The sequence below is a fragment of the Allokutzneria oryzae genome, from assembly GCF_042429765.1.
Classification (GTDB): domain Bacteria; phylum Actinomycetota; class Actinomycetes; order Mycobacteriales; family Pseudonocardiaceae; genus Allokutzneria; species Allokutzneria oryzae.
Map to the genome: position 1 here is coordinate 244043 of NZ_JBHLZU010000026.1, position 13087 is coordinate 257129.

Annotated in this window: 15 protein-coding genes; 8 read left to right on the plus strand and 7 right to left on the minus strand. The window is 70.3% G+C overall.

Annotation, left to right across the window (positions count from 1 at the left end; all coding sequences use genetic code 11):
* The first annotated feature begins 26 nt into the window (after nucleotides 1–26).
* Genes ACFFQA_RS29680 through ACFFQA_RS29700 form a run of 5 tightly spaced genes read left to right on the plus strand, consistent with a single transcriptional unit; the run spans nucleotide 27 to nucleotide 3546 of the window.
* Nucleotides 27–308 (plus strand): type II toxin-antitoxin system Phd/YefM family antitoxin, encoded by a 282-nt coding sequence (locus ACFFQA_RS29680; protein ID WP_377859462.1) that lies wholly within the window; start codon nucleotides 27–29, stop codon nucleotides 306–308.
* Nucleotides 305–700, plus strand: coding sequence for a type II toxin-antitoxin system VapC family toxin (locus ACFFQA_RS29685; protein WP_377859465.1), 396 nt, complete (start codon nucleotides 305–307; stop codon nucleotides 698–700). Before ACFFQA_RS29680 ends, ACFFQA_RS29685 begins: the two co-directional genes overlap by 4 nt.
* A 10-nt stretch (nucleotides 701–710) precedes the next feature.
* Nucleotides 711–1568, plus strand: a complete 858-nt coding sequence (gene map / locus ACFFQA_RS29690) for a type I methionyl aminopeptidase (protein ID WP_377859468.1) — start codon at nucleotides 711–713, stop codon at nucleotides 1566–1568.
* Entirely contained in the window at nucleotides 1565–2023 is a 459-nt protein-coding gene (locus ACFFQA_RS29695) for a GNAT family N-acetyltransferase (protein ID WP_377859471.1), read from the plus strand. The genes map and ACFFQA_RS29695 overlap by 4 nt, the downstream gene beginning before the upstream one ends.
* Before the next feature lie 2 nt (nucleotides 2024–2025).
* Nucleotides 2026–3546, plus strand: coding sequence for a cobyric acid synthase (locus ACFFQA_RS29700; protein ID WP_377859909.1), 1521 nt, complete (start codon nucleotides 2026–2028; stop codon nucleotides 3544–3546).
* A 7-nt stretch (nucleotides 3547–3553) separates the two neighbouring features.
* Here the strand turns inward: ACFFQA_RS29700 and ACFFQA_RS29705 are convergent, their stop codons facing one another.
* Together ACFFQA_RS29705 and asnB are read right to left on the minus strand one after the other, a co-directional pair.
* Entirely contained in the window at nucleotides 3554–3889 is a 336-nt protein-coding gene (locus tag ACFFQA_RS29705; RefSeq protein ID WP_377859474.1) for a chorismate mutase, read from the minus strand.
* A 57-nt stretch (nucleotides 3890–3946) separates the two neighbouring features.
* Complete coding sequence (asnB, locus tag ACFFQA_RS29710) at nucleotides 3947–5779, minus strand: asparagine synthase (glutamine-hydrolyzing) (protein WP_377859477.1); 1833 nt, start codon at nucleotides 5777–5779, stop codon at nucleotides 3947–3949.
* 166 nt (nucleotides 5780–5945) lie between these two features.
* Here asnB and ACFFQA_RS29715 point away from each other — a divergent pair, with 166 nt between their 5' ends.
* On the plus strand, nucleotides 5946–6362 hold the full coding sequence (locus ACFFQA_RS29715; RefSeq protein ID WP_377859480.1) for a MarR family winged helix-turn-helix transcriptional regulator: 417 nt from the start codon (nucleotides 5946–5948) through the stop codon (nucleotides 6360–6362).
* Nucleotides 6363–6388: 26 nt separating this feature from the next.
* On the opposite strand, the gene ACFFQA_RS29720 is transcribed toward ACFFQA_RS29715, so the two are convergent.
* Nucleotides 6389–7081 (minus strand): FadR/GntR family transcriptional regulator, encoded by a 693-nt coding sequence (locus tag ACFFQA_RS29720; protein WP_377859483.1) that lies wholly within the window; start codon nucleotides 7079–7081, stop codon nucleotides 6389–6391.
* A 48-nt stretch (nucleotides 7082–7129) separates the two neighbouring features.
* Between ACFFQA_RS29720 and ACFFQA_RS29725 the strand changes: the two genes are divergently transcribed.
* The gene (locus ACFFQA_RS29725; RefSeq protein ID WP_377859486.1) at nucleotides 7130–8389 is read left to right on the plus strand and encodes a CynX/NimT family MFS transporter; all 1260 of its coding nucleotides are present in this window, start codon (nucleotides 7130–7132) and stop codon (nucleotides 8387–8389) included.
* A 114-nt stretch (nucleotides 8390–8503) separates the two neighbouring features.
* Here the strand turns inward: ACFFQA_RS29725 and ACFFQA_RS29730 are convergent, their stop codons facing one another.
* Nucleotides 8504–9880: a mycothione reductase gene (locus ACFFQA_RS29730; protein ID WP_377859489.1), complete on the minus strand. Its 1377-nt coding sequence runs from the start codon at nucleotides 9878–9880 to the stop codon at nucleotides 8504–8506.
* Nucleotides 9881–10017: 137 nt separating this feature from the next.
* Here ACFFQA_RS29730 and ACFFQA_RS29735 point away from each other — a divergent pair, with 137 nt between their 5' ends.
* Nucleotides 10018–10806 carry a polysaccharide deacetylase family protein gene (locus tag ACFFQA_RS29735; protein WP_377859492.1) on the plus strand — a complete coding sequence of 263 codons (789 nt, stop codon included), beginning with the start codon at nucleotides 10018–10020 and terminating at the stop codon, nucleotides 10804–10806.
* Nucleotides 10807–10847: 41 nt separating this feature from the next.
* Here ACFFQA_RS29735 and ACFFQA_RS29740 read toward each other — a convergent pair whose 3' ends face one another.
* From ACFFQA_RS29740 to ACFFQA_RS29750, 3 genes are all read right to left on the minus strand, one after another.
* Nucleotides 10848–11387 (minus strand): YbhB/YbcL family Raf kinase inhibitor-like protein, encoded by a 540-nt coding sequence (locus tag ACFFQA_RS29740; RefSeq protein WP_377859495.1) that lies wholly within the window; start codon nucleotides 11385–11387, stop codon nucleotides 10848–10850.
* The gene (locus ACFFQA_RS29745) at nucleotides 11384–12532 is read right to left on the minus strand and encodes a VanZ family protein (protein WP_377859497.1); all 1149 of its coding nucleotides are present in this window, start codon (nucleotides 12530–12532) and stop codon (nucleotides 11384–11386) included. Before ACFFQA_RS29745 ends, ACFFQA_RS29740 begins: the two co-directional genes overlap by 4 nt.
* A gap of 168 nt (nucleotides 12533–12700) precedes the next feature.
* Entirely contained in the window at nucleotides 12701–13018 is a 318-nt protein-coding gene (locus tag ACFFQA_RS29750) for a hypothetical protein (RefSeq protein ID WP_377859500.1), read from the minus strand.
* Between the last annotated feature and the right edge of the window lie 69 nt (nucleotides 13019–13087).

Genomic DNA, 13087 nt, shown 5'->3' on the forward strand with positions numbered 1-13087 from the left:
TCGGGAATAGTGCTACCTTGTAGCACATGAGTACCGAGTCGATCGGTGTTCGCGAGCTCAGGCAGAACGCGAGCAAGTACCTCAAGCGTGCCGCCGCCGGCGAGACGTTGGTGATCACCGAGCACGGTGTCCCGGTCGCGATGCTGGCGCCACCGCCGAAACCCTCGCTCCGGGAGCAGTTGATCGCCAACGGCGAACTGGTGCCAGGCAGGGGTGGTGCCTTCCCGCCGCCACTGCCCGCGGCGGCTCCGGGTGAGCGGACGTTTTCCGATGTCCTGCAGCAGATGCGCGATGAGGAACGCTGGTGATCTACTTCGACTCTTCTGCCTTGGTCAAGTTGGTCAGAGCCGAAGCGGAAACCACGGCGCTGACGACATGGATCGCGCAGCACCCGGACGCGCAGCGAGTCACGAGCTCGCTCGCGCGAGTTGAGGTGGTCCGGGCGGTCCGCGATGGCGGGCAGCAGTTCACCGCCCAAGCCGCCGCGGTACTGGTTGAGGTCGACCAGATGCCGATGACCTACGACCTCCTCGACGAGGCCGCCGCGTTGCCGTTGCGGGTGAAGAGCCTCGATGCGATCCACCTCGCGTCGGCGATGCGGCTGCGCAGTGAGTTGAAGGCGTTCGTCTGCTACGACAAGCAGCTCATCGCCGCGGCGACCGAGGTCGGTCTGAGCGTGGCAGCGCCCGGGGCGTCGTAGGCTGGGGACCATGCCCGTCAGCGCCCCGTTGAAGCCAGGCCAGCAGTCACCGCGACGTCCCGTGCCGTCGCACATCGCCCGGCCCGAGTACGTCGACAAGCCCGCGCCGAAGCGCAACACGGATCCGTGGGTGCAGTCGGAGGAGATCATCGAGGCGATGCGCGTCGCGGGCCGCCTCGGCGCCCAGGCGCTGGTCGAGGCGGGCAAGGTCATCGCGCCCGGCGTCACCACCGACCACGTCGACGCGGTCGTGCACGAGTTCCTCTGCGACAACAACGCCTACCCGTCGACGCTGGGCTACCGGAACTTCCCGAAGTCGTGCTGCACCTCGCTGAACGAGGTCATCTGCCACGGCATCCCGGACTCCACGGTGATCTCCGACGGCGACATCGTCAACGTGGACGTGACCGCCTACATCGGCGGCGTGCACGGCGACACCAACGCGACCTTCCTCGCCGGTGACGTCGACGAGGAGTCCCGACTGCTGGTCGAGCGGACCCGCGAGGCGACCATGCGCGCGATCAAGGCGGTCAAGCCCGGCAGGCAGATCAACGTGATCGGCCGGGTGATCGAGGCGTACGCGAAGCGCTTCGGCTACGGCGTGGTCCGCGACTTCACCGGCCACGGCATCGGCCGTTCGTTCCACAGTGGACTCGTGGTGCTGCACTACGACGAGCCGAAGATGGACACGGTCCTGGAGCCCGGCATGACCTTCACGATCGAGCCGATGATCACGCTCGGCACGATCGAGTACGACATCTGGGACGACGGCTGGACGGTCACCACCAAGGACAAGAAGCGCACCGCCCAGTTCGAGCACACCGTCCTGGTCACCAAGGACGGCGTCGAGATCCTGACCCTGCCGTGATCGAGCTCAGGCGCTGGTCGGCCTCCGGCGCGGCCTGGTACGCCGAGCAGGCCAAGGATCCGGAGATCCTGCGCTGGACAACGGACTCCCCGGATCTCACCGCCGCGGACGTGCGCCGGGCCATCGCCGCGCTCCCCGAGGACGCGCTGGCCTGGATGATCACCGACGCGGAGACCGGCGAACCGCTCGGCAACGCGGCGGTGGACCTCAAGGACGGGGTCGCGGAGCCGTCTTACTGGATCGCCGCGTCCGCGCGCGGCCGAGGAGCGGCCACCGAGGCGCTGCGCGAGATGTGCGCGCGGTCGCTCGCGGCGGGAGCCGAACGGGTGGAGCTGGTCATCCACCGCGACAACGCGGCTTCCGCGCGCGTGGCGGAGAAGGTCGGCTTCGTCGCGGGCGATGCCTTCGAACACCCGAAGCTCGGACCCTGTGTGCGCTACCGGTGGGACGGGTGAGCCTGGGCGGGGCCTTGCTGGTCGCGGGGACCACGTCGGACGCCGGGAAGAGCGTGGTGGTCGCCGGGTTGTGCCGGTGGCTGGCCCGCGACGGGGTCCGCGTCGCGCCGTTCAAGGCCCAGAACATGTCCAACAACTCCGTGGTGACGGCCGACGGCGGGGAGATCGGCCGCGCCCAGGCCGTGCAGGCCGCCGCGGCGGGGCTGGAGCCCTCGGTGCGGTTCAACCCCGTGCTGCTCAAGCCCGGCAGCGACCGCAGCTCCCAGGTCGTCGTGCTCGGCAAGGCCCTCGGCCAGGTCAGCGCGATGTCCTACCGGCAGCGCAAGCTGGAGCTCGCCGGGGTCGTCGCGTCCACGCTGGAGGGGCTGCGGCGGGACTACGACGCGGTGGTCTGCGAGGGGGCCGGATCGCCGACCGAGATCAACCTGCGGGCGCAGGACATCGCCAACATGGGCCTCGCCAGGGCGGCGGACCTGCCGGTGGTCGTGGTCGGCGACATCGACAGGGGTGGGGTGTTCGCGCACCTGTTCGGCACCCTGGCGCTGCTCGATCCCGCGGACCAGGCGCTGGTCGGCGGCTTCGTGATCAACAAGTTCCGCGGCGACCCGGCGCTGCTCACCTCCGGGCTGGACCAGATCACCGCCCTCACCGGCCGCCCCGTGCTCGGCGTGCTGCCCTGGCGCGAGGAGCTGTGGCTGGACGCCGAGGACTCCTTGTCCTACACCGCGGACGGGGTGGTCGGCCGACCCGCGCCCCCGGCGGGGGAGCAGTGGTTGCGGGTCGCGGTGGTGCGGCTGCCCAGGATCTCCAACGCCACCGACGTCGAGGCACTGGCCTGCGAGCCCGGTGTCTCGGTCCGCTTCGTCACCGAGCCCTCCAGGCTCGCCGACGCCGACCTCGTCGTCATCCCCGGTTCAAAGTCCACAGTGGACGATCTGGAGTGGCTGCGGCGCACGGGTTTGGCGAAGGCGGTCGCGCGACACGCGAAGAAGGGGCTGCCGCTCGTCGGCATCTGCGGCGGCTTCCAGATGCTCGGCGCGCGCATCACCGACCGGGTGGAGTCGGCTGCCGGTGAGGTCGCCGGACTCGGGCTGCTCGACGTGGACATCGAGTTCCGGCAGGGCAAGACGCTGGCGCGTCCGACCGGCACCGCGTTCGGCGAAGCGGTGCACGGCTACGAGATCCACCACGGCGCGGTCGTGCGCGTGGCCGAAAAACCGTTGGTGCTGCTGGATGACGGTCAGGGTGAGGGTGCGCTCACGGACGGCATCGCCGGAACCCACTGGCACGGGCTGTTCGAGAACGACGCCTTCCGTGCGAGGTTCCTTCGCTGGGCGGCGGAGCGCAGCGGGCGGGACGGGTTCGTCGTGGCCGGCGGGGTGTCTTTCGCGGACCAGCGCGCGGCGCAGCTGGACCTGCTCGGCGACCTCGTCGCGGAGAACCTGGACACCGACGCGGTCATGCGGCTGCTCGACCGCGGCGCCCCTGCGGGCCTGCGCACCATTCCGCCGGGGGCGCCGTAGGACGCGGTCAGGAAGCCGGACCGCGGAAGGCTTCGAGCACCGCCTTGGCGATCTGCGCTCCGCCGTCGCCGAGCCGCGCTCGGTACTTGTCGATGATCACCTGCTCGCGCGACGGGTCCACGCGTCCGCCACCGGCGGAGGTGCGCGCCCGCTGCACGGCCTCGGAGGCTTCCTTGCGCTGGCCGAGCAGGTCGATGATCTGCCGGTCCAGGTCGTCGATGCGCGCCCGCTGCTGGGAGATCACATCCGAGGGCGCAGGGGGCGGCGGTGCCGGAGCCGCCGGGGGAGCGCTGCCGCACCCGGTCACCGCGAGCACCGCGAGCAGGGCCAGGCCAACGCGCATCTCCGGCCTCCTGACGAGAAGGGGTGGCTACGAGGGAGACCGTAGCCACCCCGACCGTCACAGCTCCAAGCGCACGTCGTAGTCGCCGAGCCAGCTGTCCAGCGTCAGGATCAACTCCATCTGCCGCCGGACCTTGCTCGCCGGGTCGGTCTCGACGAGCTGCCGGGTGGTCCGCGGGTCCACCAGCTCGAAGGCCCGGGAGGTCCCGGCGTGCAGCAGGGTGCCGACCCGGTCCCGCAGCGCGTCGTCGTACCCGGTGTCCTGTGTGGACGGGTACGGGCTCTTGACCCGGTCGACGACGGACTGGGGCAGGACGTCCGCGGTCGCGGCCCGCAGCAGGCTCTTCTCCCTGCCGTCGAAGGTCTTCATCGCCCACGGCGCGTTGAAGACGTACTCCACCAGGCGGTGGTCGCAGAACGGCACCCGGACTTCGAGGCCGACCGCCATGCTCATCCGGTCCTTGCGGTCCAGCAGCGAGTTCACGAAGCGCGTCAGGTGCAGGTAGCTGACCTCCCGCATCCGCGCCTCCTTCGCGGACTCACCGGGCAGCTTCGGCGCCTCGGCGATCGCCTCGGCGTAGCGCTGCCGGACGTAGCCGCGGATGTCGAGCTTCCTGGCCACCTCCTCGCGCATGATGCCGGGAGCGTTGTTGTCGTGCATGTACATGGCCATCCACGGGAAGGTCCCGGCGTTGACCGCCTTCTCGTTGTGGAACCACGCGTAGCCGCCGAAGACCTCGTCGGCGGACTCGCCGGAGAGCGCGACCGTGGACCGCTTCCTGATCTCCTGGAAGAGCAGGTAGAGCGAGATGTCCATGTCCCCCATGGAGATCGGCAGGTCGCGGGCGCGCAGCACGGCCTTGCGCGCGCCGTCGTCGAGCAGGTCGGCGTTGTTGAGCACGATGTCGGTGTGGTCGGCGGCGACGTGCTCGGCCACGTCGGCGACGAACGGCGCGTCCGGGCTGCCGCGGAACTCGTCGGCCTGGAAGTTCTCGGTGTAGCCGGCGAAGTCCACGGAGAACGAGCGCACGGGCCCGCTGCCCTGCTCGGCGAGCGCCTTGGCCGCGAGGGCGGTCAGCGCGCTGGAGTCCAGGCCGCCGGAGAGCAGCGTGCACAGCGGCACGTCGGAGATCAGCTGGCGGGCGACGATGTCGTCCAGCAGCTCGCGCACGGTGCTGACCGTGGTGCCGAGGTCGTCGGTGTGCTCCCGCGCCTCCAGCTGCCAGTACCGGCTCTTCCGCACCCCGGAGCGCGAGATCCGCACCAGGCCGCCGGGGCGGACCTCGTGCATTCCGCGCAGGATCGCGTGCTCCGGTGTCTTGACGAAGGCGCTCGCCTCGGCGAGGCCCTCCGCGTCGATGACCGCCGTGGCGAGCGGGTTGGCCAGGATCGCCTTGGGTTCGGAGCCGAACAGCACGCCGTCGGCGGTGGGGTAGTAGTACAGCGGCTTGATGCCGAGGCGGTCCCGGACCAGCAGCAGCTCCTCGCTGCGCGGGTCCCAGACCGCGAAGGCGTACATGCCGTTGAGGTGGTCGACGAGGTCCGCTCCCCATTCCAGGTACCCGCGCAGCACGACCTCGGTGTCGCTGCTGGTGCCGAACCGGTGGCCGCGCCGGGTGAGCTCGGCGCGCAGCTCCCGGAAGTTGTAGGCCTCGCCGCTGTAGGTGATGACGGCCTCGGCCTCGCCGTCCCGCTCGGCGACCATCGGCTGCTTTCCGCCTTCGATGTCGATCACCGAAAGCCTGCGGTGGCTGAGCGCGGCGTGCCGGGAGAGCCAGGTGCCCTCCGCGTCGGGGCCGCGGCAGACCATCGTCTCGGTCATCGCGGCGACGACGTCCCGCTCACTGGTCAGATCCCGTTGAAAAGCCACCCATCCCGTGATTCCGCACATTCGTGCGCACCCTCTTTCCCCCGGTTCCCGGACATGGCGGCCGTGTTCCGCTCATGTTTCCTTTCGGGGACGATGGTCACGCTACGACGCACTGTTGCGCCGCGCAACAGTCGGGAGGTAAGGTGCGTATGTGACAGAGCGGACAAATGACCCCGCAATTTCCGGGATGAGCGAGCTGGAACAGCAGCTCACTCTTTTCGCTCGCAAGGCGGTCTGGCGGAGCTGGTCGACGGGCTACCGGGGACTCGACCACGTCACGTACCCGTACCTGGTGGCCGTCGCCCTGAAGGGCGGTGCCAGGGTCGGCGACCTCGCGAGGCAGTTCGGCGTCGACAAGTCCACTGCCAGTCGGCACGTGGCGAAACTGCTGGCAGCGGGACTGGTCGAGCCGGTGGAGAACCCGCCGGACGCGCGCTCGGTCCCGCTGTGCGCCACCTCGGCCGGGCTGCGCCTGCTCACCGACGTCCAGGCCGAGCGCGCGGCGTGGCTGCGGCGGGCGCTGTCGGGCTGGGACGAGCGGGACCAGCGGACGCTCGCCGCGCTGATGGCCCGGCTCAACGCCGGACTCGAATCGTCCGAATGATTTCACTCGGATGGCGGCAAGGGGGCTTACCGTTCTTTTTTGTCCTTTACGTGCAGGTTTGCGAGCAATTCCTCCAGGAATCCGCCCGCTTCTCGGGCCGCCTTGTCCGCGTCCTGTTCGCGCACCGCGTCGAGCAGTTCCGCGTGTGAAACGTGCTCCTCGTCGCGCAGCGCGGTGTTGACGGTTGTCGCCACGCTGGAGCGCACCGCCTCGGTGAAACCCCGGTAGAGCTCGGTCAGCACGCGGTTGTGGGAGCACTCCACCAGGAACAGGTGGAAGTCGGTGTCGCGCTGGACCATCCGGTCCCATTCGCCCGCCTCCAGCGCGGCGTCCCGGTCGGCGAGGATGCGCTCCAGCTCGCGCAGGTCCTCTGCGCTGCGCCGCTCTGCGGCCTGGCGCGCGCCCTCGACCTCCAGCGCGCGGCGCACCTCCAGCACGTCCCGCAGTTCGGAGCCGCACAGCCGCCGCACCGCGCCGGAGAGCTCGCTGGTGGCGCGGACGAACGTGCCGTCGCCCTGCCGGACTTCCAGCAAGCCGGCGTGCGCGAGCGCGCGGACGGCCTCGCGCACCGTGTTCCTGCCGACGCCGAGCGCCGTCACCAGCTCCGGTTCGGGCGGGATGCGCTGCCCCACCGGCCACTCGCCGGAGGTGACCAGGGCGCGCATCTGTTCGATGACCTGCTCGACCAGACCGGCTCGCCGGGTAGTGGCCAAAGGCACAGGCTCATCCTCTCATCCAAACATCCCATGTTTGCCATACTCTGCCGCGTGACGGTCTCGCCCAAGCTCGAACTCAGCGCCCGCCCGACCGAACAGCCTGCCACCACGACCCCGATACCCGCCGCGAGCGTGGCCGGCGGCTTGGCACTGGTCGTGGGCGTAGTGCTGGCAGCGGCGAACCTGCGTCCCGCCGTGACCAGTCTGGCGGCCGTCCTGTCCGAGGTCCGGGACGCGCTCGGCGTCTCCGCCGCGTGGACCAGCGCGGTCACCGCCATCCCGACACTGTGCTTCGGCCTGGTCGGCATGCTCGCGCCCTGGCTCAGCCGCAGGTACGGCCCGCGCCCGGTGATCACCGGAGCCCTCGCGCTGATCGCGCTCGGACTGGTGGGCCGCGTGCTCGACGGGCCGTTCGTGCTGGTCGCGGGCACCTTCCTGGCCTGCGCCGCGATCGCGGTGTGCAACGTCCTGATCCCCGTCGTGGTGAAGGACTCCTTCCCCGCGGGCAAGGTCGGTGCGATCACCGGCGCTTACAGCGCGGCGCTGTCCGCCGGGGGCGCGATCGCCGCGGCGTTCACGGCCCCGCTGGAGGAGGTCGTCGGCGGCTGGCGTTCCGCGGTCGGGATGTGGGCGCTGCTGGCCGTCCTCGCGCTCGCCACCTGGCTGCTCGCCGGGCGCTCGACCGCTCCGGCCCGCGCGGTGGCCGTGGCGGAGGAGGCTGAGGAGGACGCGGCTCCGCGGCGCTCGCTGCTGCGCAGCCCGCTCGCGTGGGCGGTCACCGTCTTCTTCGGTTTCCAGTCGCTCGTCGCCTACACCGTGATGGGCTGGCTGCCGGAGATCCTCCGCGAGATGGCGGGCGTCACCCCGACCACCGCCGGTCAGCTGCTGGCGATCGTGATGGTGCTCGGCGTTCCGGTCTCGATGATCGTCCCGCCGCTGGCCGCGCGGGCCCGCTCGCAGTCGGTGTGGGCGATGTCGATGGCCCTGACCGGCTTCGCGGGCTTCGCCGGACTGCTGCTCGCGCCGACCGTCGCGACCGGGCTGTGGATCCTGCTGATCGGCATCGGCATGGGCGTGTTCCCGCTGGCGCTGACGCTGATCACGCTGCGGGCGCGCACCAGCCAGGAGACCGCGCAGCTGTCCGCGATGGCGCAGAGCCTCGGCTACCTGATCGCGGCCGCGGGGCCCTTCGCGGTCGGACTGCTGCACGGTCTCACCGGCGGATGGGAGCTGTCCCTGGTCCTGGTGCTCGTGGTGCTGGCAGCCCAGGTCGTGCTCGGTCACGTCGCGGGCCGCCCCCGCTACGTCTGACCCTGTCCCGTACGTGTCGCACTGCGGATGGCCGATCCCCGCACCCCACGCCCGCGGTGGGCTGGCCATGGAAAACTCACCAGTCCGGCCGACCGTGGGCAGGGGGCGTGCGGGTCAGTCCTTGGTCGGCAGCTTCAGCAGCGCGTTCTCGACCAGCTCCGGCATCGCCGGGTGGATCCAGTACTGCCCGGTGGCCATGGTGCGCGCGGTCAGCCCGAAGTGCATGGCCTGGATCAGCGGCTGGATCAGCGTTCCCGCCTCCGGCCCGATGATGTGCGCGCCGAGCAGCTTGCCGGTGTTCGGGTCGGCGAGCAGCTTGCAGAAGCTCGTTGTGTCCTCCATCGCCCAGCCGTAGGCGATGCCCGCGTACTCCTGCACCGCGCTCACGTAGGGCACTCCGGCCGCGCGCGCCTCCTGCTCGGTCAGCCCGACCGAGGCGATCGTCGGCGAGGAGAACACCGCGTGCGGCACGAACCGGTGGTCCGACGCGAGCGGCTTCTCCGGGTTGAGCAGGTTGTGCTGCACCACGCGCGACTCGTGGTTGGCGACGTGCTTGAGCTGGAACGGCGACGAGATGTCGCCGAGCGCCCAGATCCCGTCCACGACGGTGCGCTGGAACTCGTCGACGACGACGCGGCCGTCGGGATGCGTCGTGACACCGGTCGCCGCCACGTCGAGGATGTCGGAGTTCGGCGTGCGGCCGACCGCGACGAGCAGCTCATCGGCCTCGATCACCTCGGCGCCGTCCGGGCCTTCGAGGTGCAGCCGGACCACGCCGTCGACCCGCTCCGCGCGCACGGTCTCGCGGTTCAGGCGGACGTCCCACCGCTGCGCGGCGAGCTCGGTGAAGCGCGCGGCGACCTCCTCGTCCTCCGAGCGCAGCAGCACGCCGGAGCGGGCGACCAGCGTGACGTCCACGCCGAAGGAGGAGAACACGTGCGCGAACTCGGTCGCGACGAACCCGCTGCCGAGCACGATCATCCGCTTGGGCAGCTCGTCCAGCCGCATGACCGTCTCGTTGGTGTGGAAGCCGGTCTCGACGATGCCGGGCACGTCCGGGGTGACCGGGCGGCCGCCCGCGGCGATCACGAACCGGTCGGCGGTGATCACCTCGCCGGTGCCCGTGTCCAGCTGCTTCGGGCCGACGAACCTCGCCTGCCCGGTGAAGACGGTGACGTTCGGGCAGTCCTCGGCCCGGTAGCGCTTGCCGCCCTCGGCGATCGGGTCGATCCGGCCGAACACGCGGTCTCGGATCTCGGTCCACCGCACGCCGTGCAGCTCTGCGTCCACGCCCAGCTTCGTGCCCGCCGCGGGCGCACTGGCCACGTTCGCGGTGTGCACGAACATCTTCGTCGGGATGCAGCCCACGTTCAGGCAGGTTCCGCCGAACACGCCCTTCTCGACGATGGCCACGTTCCAGTCGTCGAACCGCTCGTCGAGGATCGAGTTCCCCGAGCCGGTCCCGATGATCACCAGGTCAAAATGCCGCACGCCGCGTCCCTTCGATCTCCGTCGAGCCCGACCGTACCCGTGGCACGTCCGTCCGAAGTGTCCGGAAGGTTCGTGGCCCTGGTCACGGCTCCGCGCGCCCTCGGCTTCGGGGCGCGTTCGCCGAGTACAACGGACACATGCGGCTCCTCTCTTCCCGTCGAATGCTGGTGGTGGCGAGCGTTCTGGCGCTGGGGCTGATATCCGCCTGCGGTCAGGACGCGCCACCCGCCCCGCCCTCCGCGTCTCCGCCCGCCGCCCCGCCGGTCCCGCCCGCTCCGCCGGTCCCGTCCTTCGAACCGCCCTACGCGCTGGGCACGCCCCAGGCGAAGGTCCCGCCGCTGGAGAACGGGCTCGTCCCGGTCGTCCGGCGCATCCACACCGACAAGCCCTACGTCTTCATCACCATCGACGACGGCCAGGTCCCGCACCCGGCGGCGGCCGACCTCATGCGCCGCAGCAAGACCCGCCCGACGATGTTCCTCACCGACAGGTACGTCGAAGGCCACCGCGGCTACTTCAAAGACCTCCGCGACCAGGTGGGGGCGACGATCGAGAACCACACGCTTTCCCACCCGAACCTGCGCGGCAAGCCGTACGAGGTGCAGCACAAGGAGATCTGCGCAACCTCCGACGCTTACCAGCGCGAGTACGGCAAGCGCCCGTACCTGTTCCGCCCGCCTTACGGCAACTACGACGACACCACGCGCAGAGCGGCGGCGGACTGCGGCATCAAGGCGGTCGTGCTGTGGACGGAGACCGTCAACGACGGCGCGGTGCAGTTCCAGGCGGGCACGAAGCTCAAGCCCGGCGACATCGTGCTCATGCACTTCCGCAAGACCTTCGTCGAGGACTACACCGCCTTCCTCAACAAGGCCAAGGAGGACGGAATGACCCCGGTCCTCCTGGAGGACTTCCTCTCCGCCTGAGCACCCGGTGCGGTGCCCGCACCGGGCTCACGACGGAACGCTCAGTGGGCGTAGGTGGGGGTGATGATCGCCCGCGCCAGGGTGTGGAAGGCGAGGTTGAAGCTCACGACCGCGGCTGTGGCGTTCTTGTCCACGCCGAGCGATTCCACGTCCACTGCGTGCACCACGAAGTAGTAGCGGTGCGCGCGGTCGCCCTGCGGCGGGGCAGCGCCGCCGTACTCCGCGGAGCCGAAGTCCGTCGGCGTGTGGAAGGCGCCCGCCGGCAGATCGGTGCCGGAGCCCGCGCCGGTGGGCAACGAGGTCACCGTGGCGGGGATGTCCACCAGCACCCAGTGCCAGAAGCCGGAGGGCGTGGGGGCGTCCGGGTCGAAGCAGGTGACGACGAAGCTCTTCGTCTCCGCGGGGAAACCCGACCAGGACAGCGCGGGGGAGAGGTTGTCGCCGGTGGCGCCCATGCCGTTGAACACGTGCTTGGCAGGCAACGGCTGACCGTCCGAGATGTCGTCCGAGGTGACCGTGAACGCCGCGACCTCGGGCAGCAACGCGTACGGGTCCGGGGCGATGGGACGATCGAGGCTCATCGGTGTTCCTCCGCGGGAAGGTGTTCGAACCGGTACTTGCGGTTGCCGGCAACCCTAGTGCCGTACCGGTCGACCCGGGAGTCGATCACGGTCAGCCCGGCGAGCACTCCGCTCAGCCCCCTGCCCCCGGTGGTGTGCACGAGGAACAGGGAACTGGCGCACAGCAACAACAACGCCGCGTTGGGGTCCGTGCCGACGAGCACGTAGTACCCGCCGGACCCGGACAGGAAACGAGCGAGGACGCGGGGCCACCGGGGGACGGTTCCACCGGGGCCCGCCGGGCGCAGCAACACGATCCGTTGGCCGACCGTGCCTCCGTTGCCCAGCAACGGCATCACCAGCAACAGCAGCACTGCGGGGAGCCAGTAGGCCAGTACGGAGGTCAGCAGCGGGTTCCACACACCGCTGCGGGGTACTTCGCCGTGGATCGCCCAGTTCGCCAGTTTCGCGCCGAACAGCAGGGCGCTCCCGGTGAGCCACACCGCGAGCAGGTCCAAGGCGATGCCGAGCAGCCGACGCCGCCTCGTCACCGGGCGCGGCACACCGACCGGGACCCGCACCCGCTGGCCGGGAACCAGGTTCAGCACAGGGGCGAGCAGGAAGCCGATGCCCGCGCCGAGGGTGTTGGACAGCAGGTCCCCGGTGTCGAAGAGGCGGTACGGGCACTGGAAGAGGAACCACACCCCGGTGAGCTGGGTGCTCTCCACCGTGAGGGAGATCAGGAAACCGGTGAGCAGGGTCAGCGCGACACCGCACCGGAACAGGTGGCGGAGGAACATTCCCAACGGCACGAACAGTGCCACGTTGAACAGCACCTGGCGCAGCGCCGGGTTGCGCAGGGTCGCACGGATGCCGGAAGTGTCGTACTTGCGCATGTCGTCGATGAAGCGCAGCGGCTCCAGCACCGGTTTGGTGACCGCCGCGTGCTTGACGCAGAACGCCGCGTCCACCTCGGGTAATGGCAGCAGCGTGTAGGTCACCAGGGCGAAGGAATAGACCAGGAAGCCCAAGCCGAGCACCGCGTGGCCAAGGCCGAGCTCGCCCCGCCGGTGGTAGCTCCAGGCGATGTAGGGCACGACCAGAACGGCCGCGAGCCCGAATCCCCCGATCACCGCCACCACGGCCGACAGCGTCGTGCCGCTCAACAACCATCCCCTCGACGCCCTGCACCCACCGCCAGTATCGCGGCTGTCGTCTCAGCAAGATCGCCATTTCCCGGGCGGTACCCGGACGGGTGAGACGGGCGACCGGCAACACCGGCCGCCCGTCGGGAGAGTGCCTGGCGCTCACCCGGCCAACGGGACCGGGCGGAGCTAGAGCACGACCAGGACCCGGATGCCGAGCAGGTTCACGCTCAGCCGCACGTGCACGCCGACCCGGATCTTGCCGATCACGATGCAGCCCGCGACCCGCACCTTGACCGCGGCGCCGACGTTGGGCTTGATCGTCACGTAGCCGCCCGCGTACGCGGTGACGGTGCCCTCGACGTTGGCTGCGGCCCGCACCGTCGCGGCGACCGTCGTGCCGTGGCCCGGTGTCGCGGAGGCGGCGGGCGCCACGGCCATCAGCAGGCCGGTGCAGGCGGCGGTGGTGGCGACGACGCCAAGGGCGCGCTGGGTGAACGTACGCATTGGTGGCTCCCCTCGGGAAAATGCCTGACTGACCTTCAGTCAACTCTTTCCCCGACAGATGGGAAGTGG

What these genes read in the sequence shown, in the direction of transcription:
- ACFFQA_RS29680 (WP_377859462.1), top strand. Translation starts at nt 27, where the DNA reads ATGAGTACCGAGTCGATCGGTGTTCGCGAGCTCAGGCAGAACGCGAGC.
- ACFFQA_RS29740 (WP_377859495.1), bottom strand. Translation starts at nt 11,387, where the DNA reads ATGAGCCTCGATCGTCCCATCGCCCCGGACCCGTACGCGTTGCTGCCC.
- ACFFQA_RS29750 (WP_377859500.1), bottom strand. Translation starts at nt 13,018, where the DNA reads ATGCGTACGTTCACCCAGCGCGCCCTTGGCGTCGTCGCCACCACCGCC.
- map (WP_377859468.1), top strand. Translation starts at nt 711, where the DNA reads ATGCCCGTCAGCGCCCCGTTGAAGCCAGGCCAGCAGTCACCGCGACGT.
- ACFFQA_RS29735 (WP_377859492.1), top strand. Translation starts at nt 10,018, where the DNA reads ATGCGGCTCCTCTCTTCCCGTCGAATGCTGGTGGTGGCGAGCGTTCTG.
- ACFFQA_RS29705 (WP_377859474.1), bottom strand. Translation starts at nt 3,889, where the DNA reads ATGCGCGTTGGCCTGGCCCTGCTCGCGGTGCTCGCGGTGACCGGGTGC.
- ACFFQA_RS29715 (WP_377859480.1), top strand. Translation starts at nt 5,946, where the DNA reads ATGAGCGAGCTGGAACAGCAGCTCACTCTTTTCGCTCGCAAGGCGGTC.
- asnB (WP_377859477.1), bottom strand. Translation starts at nt 5,779, where the DNA reads ATGTGCGGAATCACGGGATGGGTGGCTTTTCAACGGGATCTGACCAGT.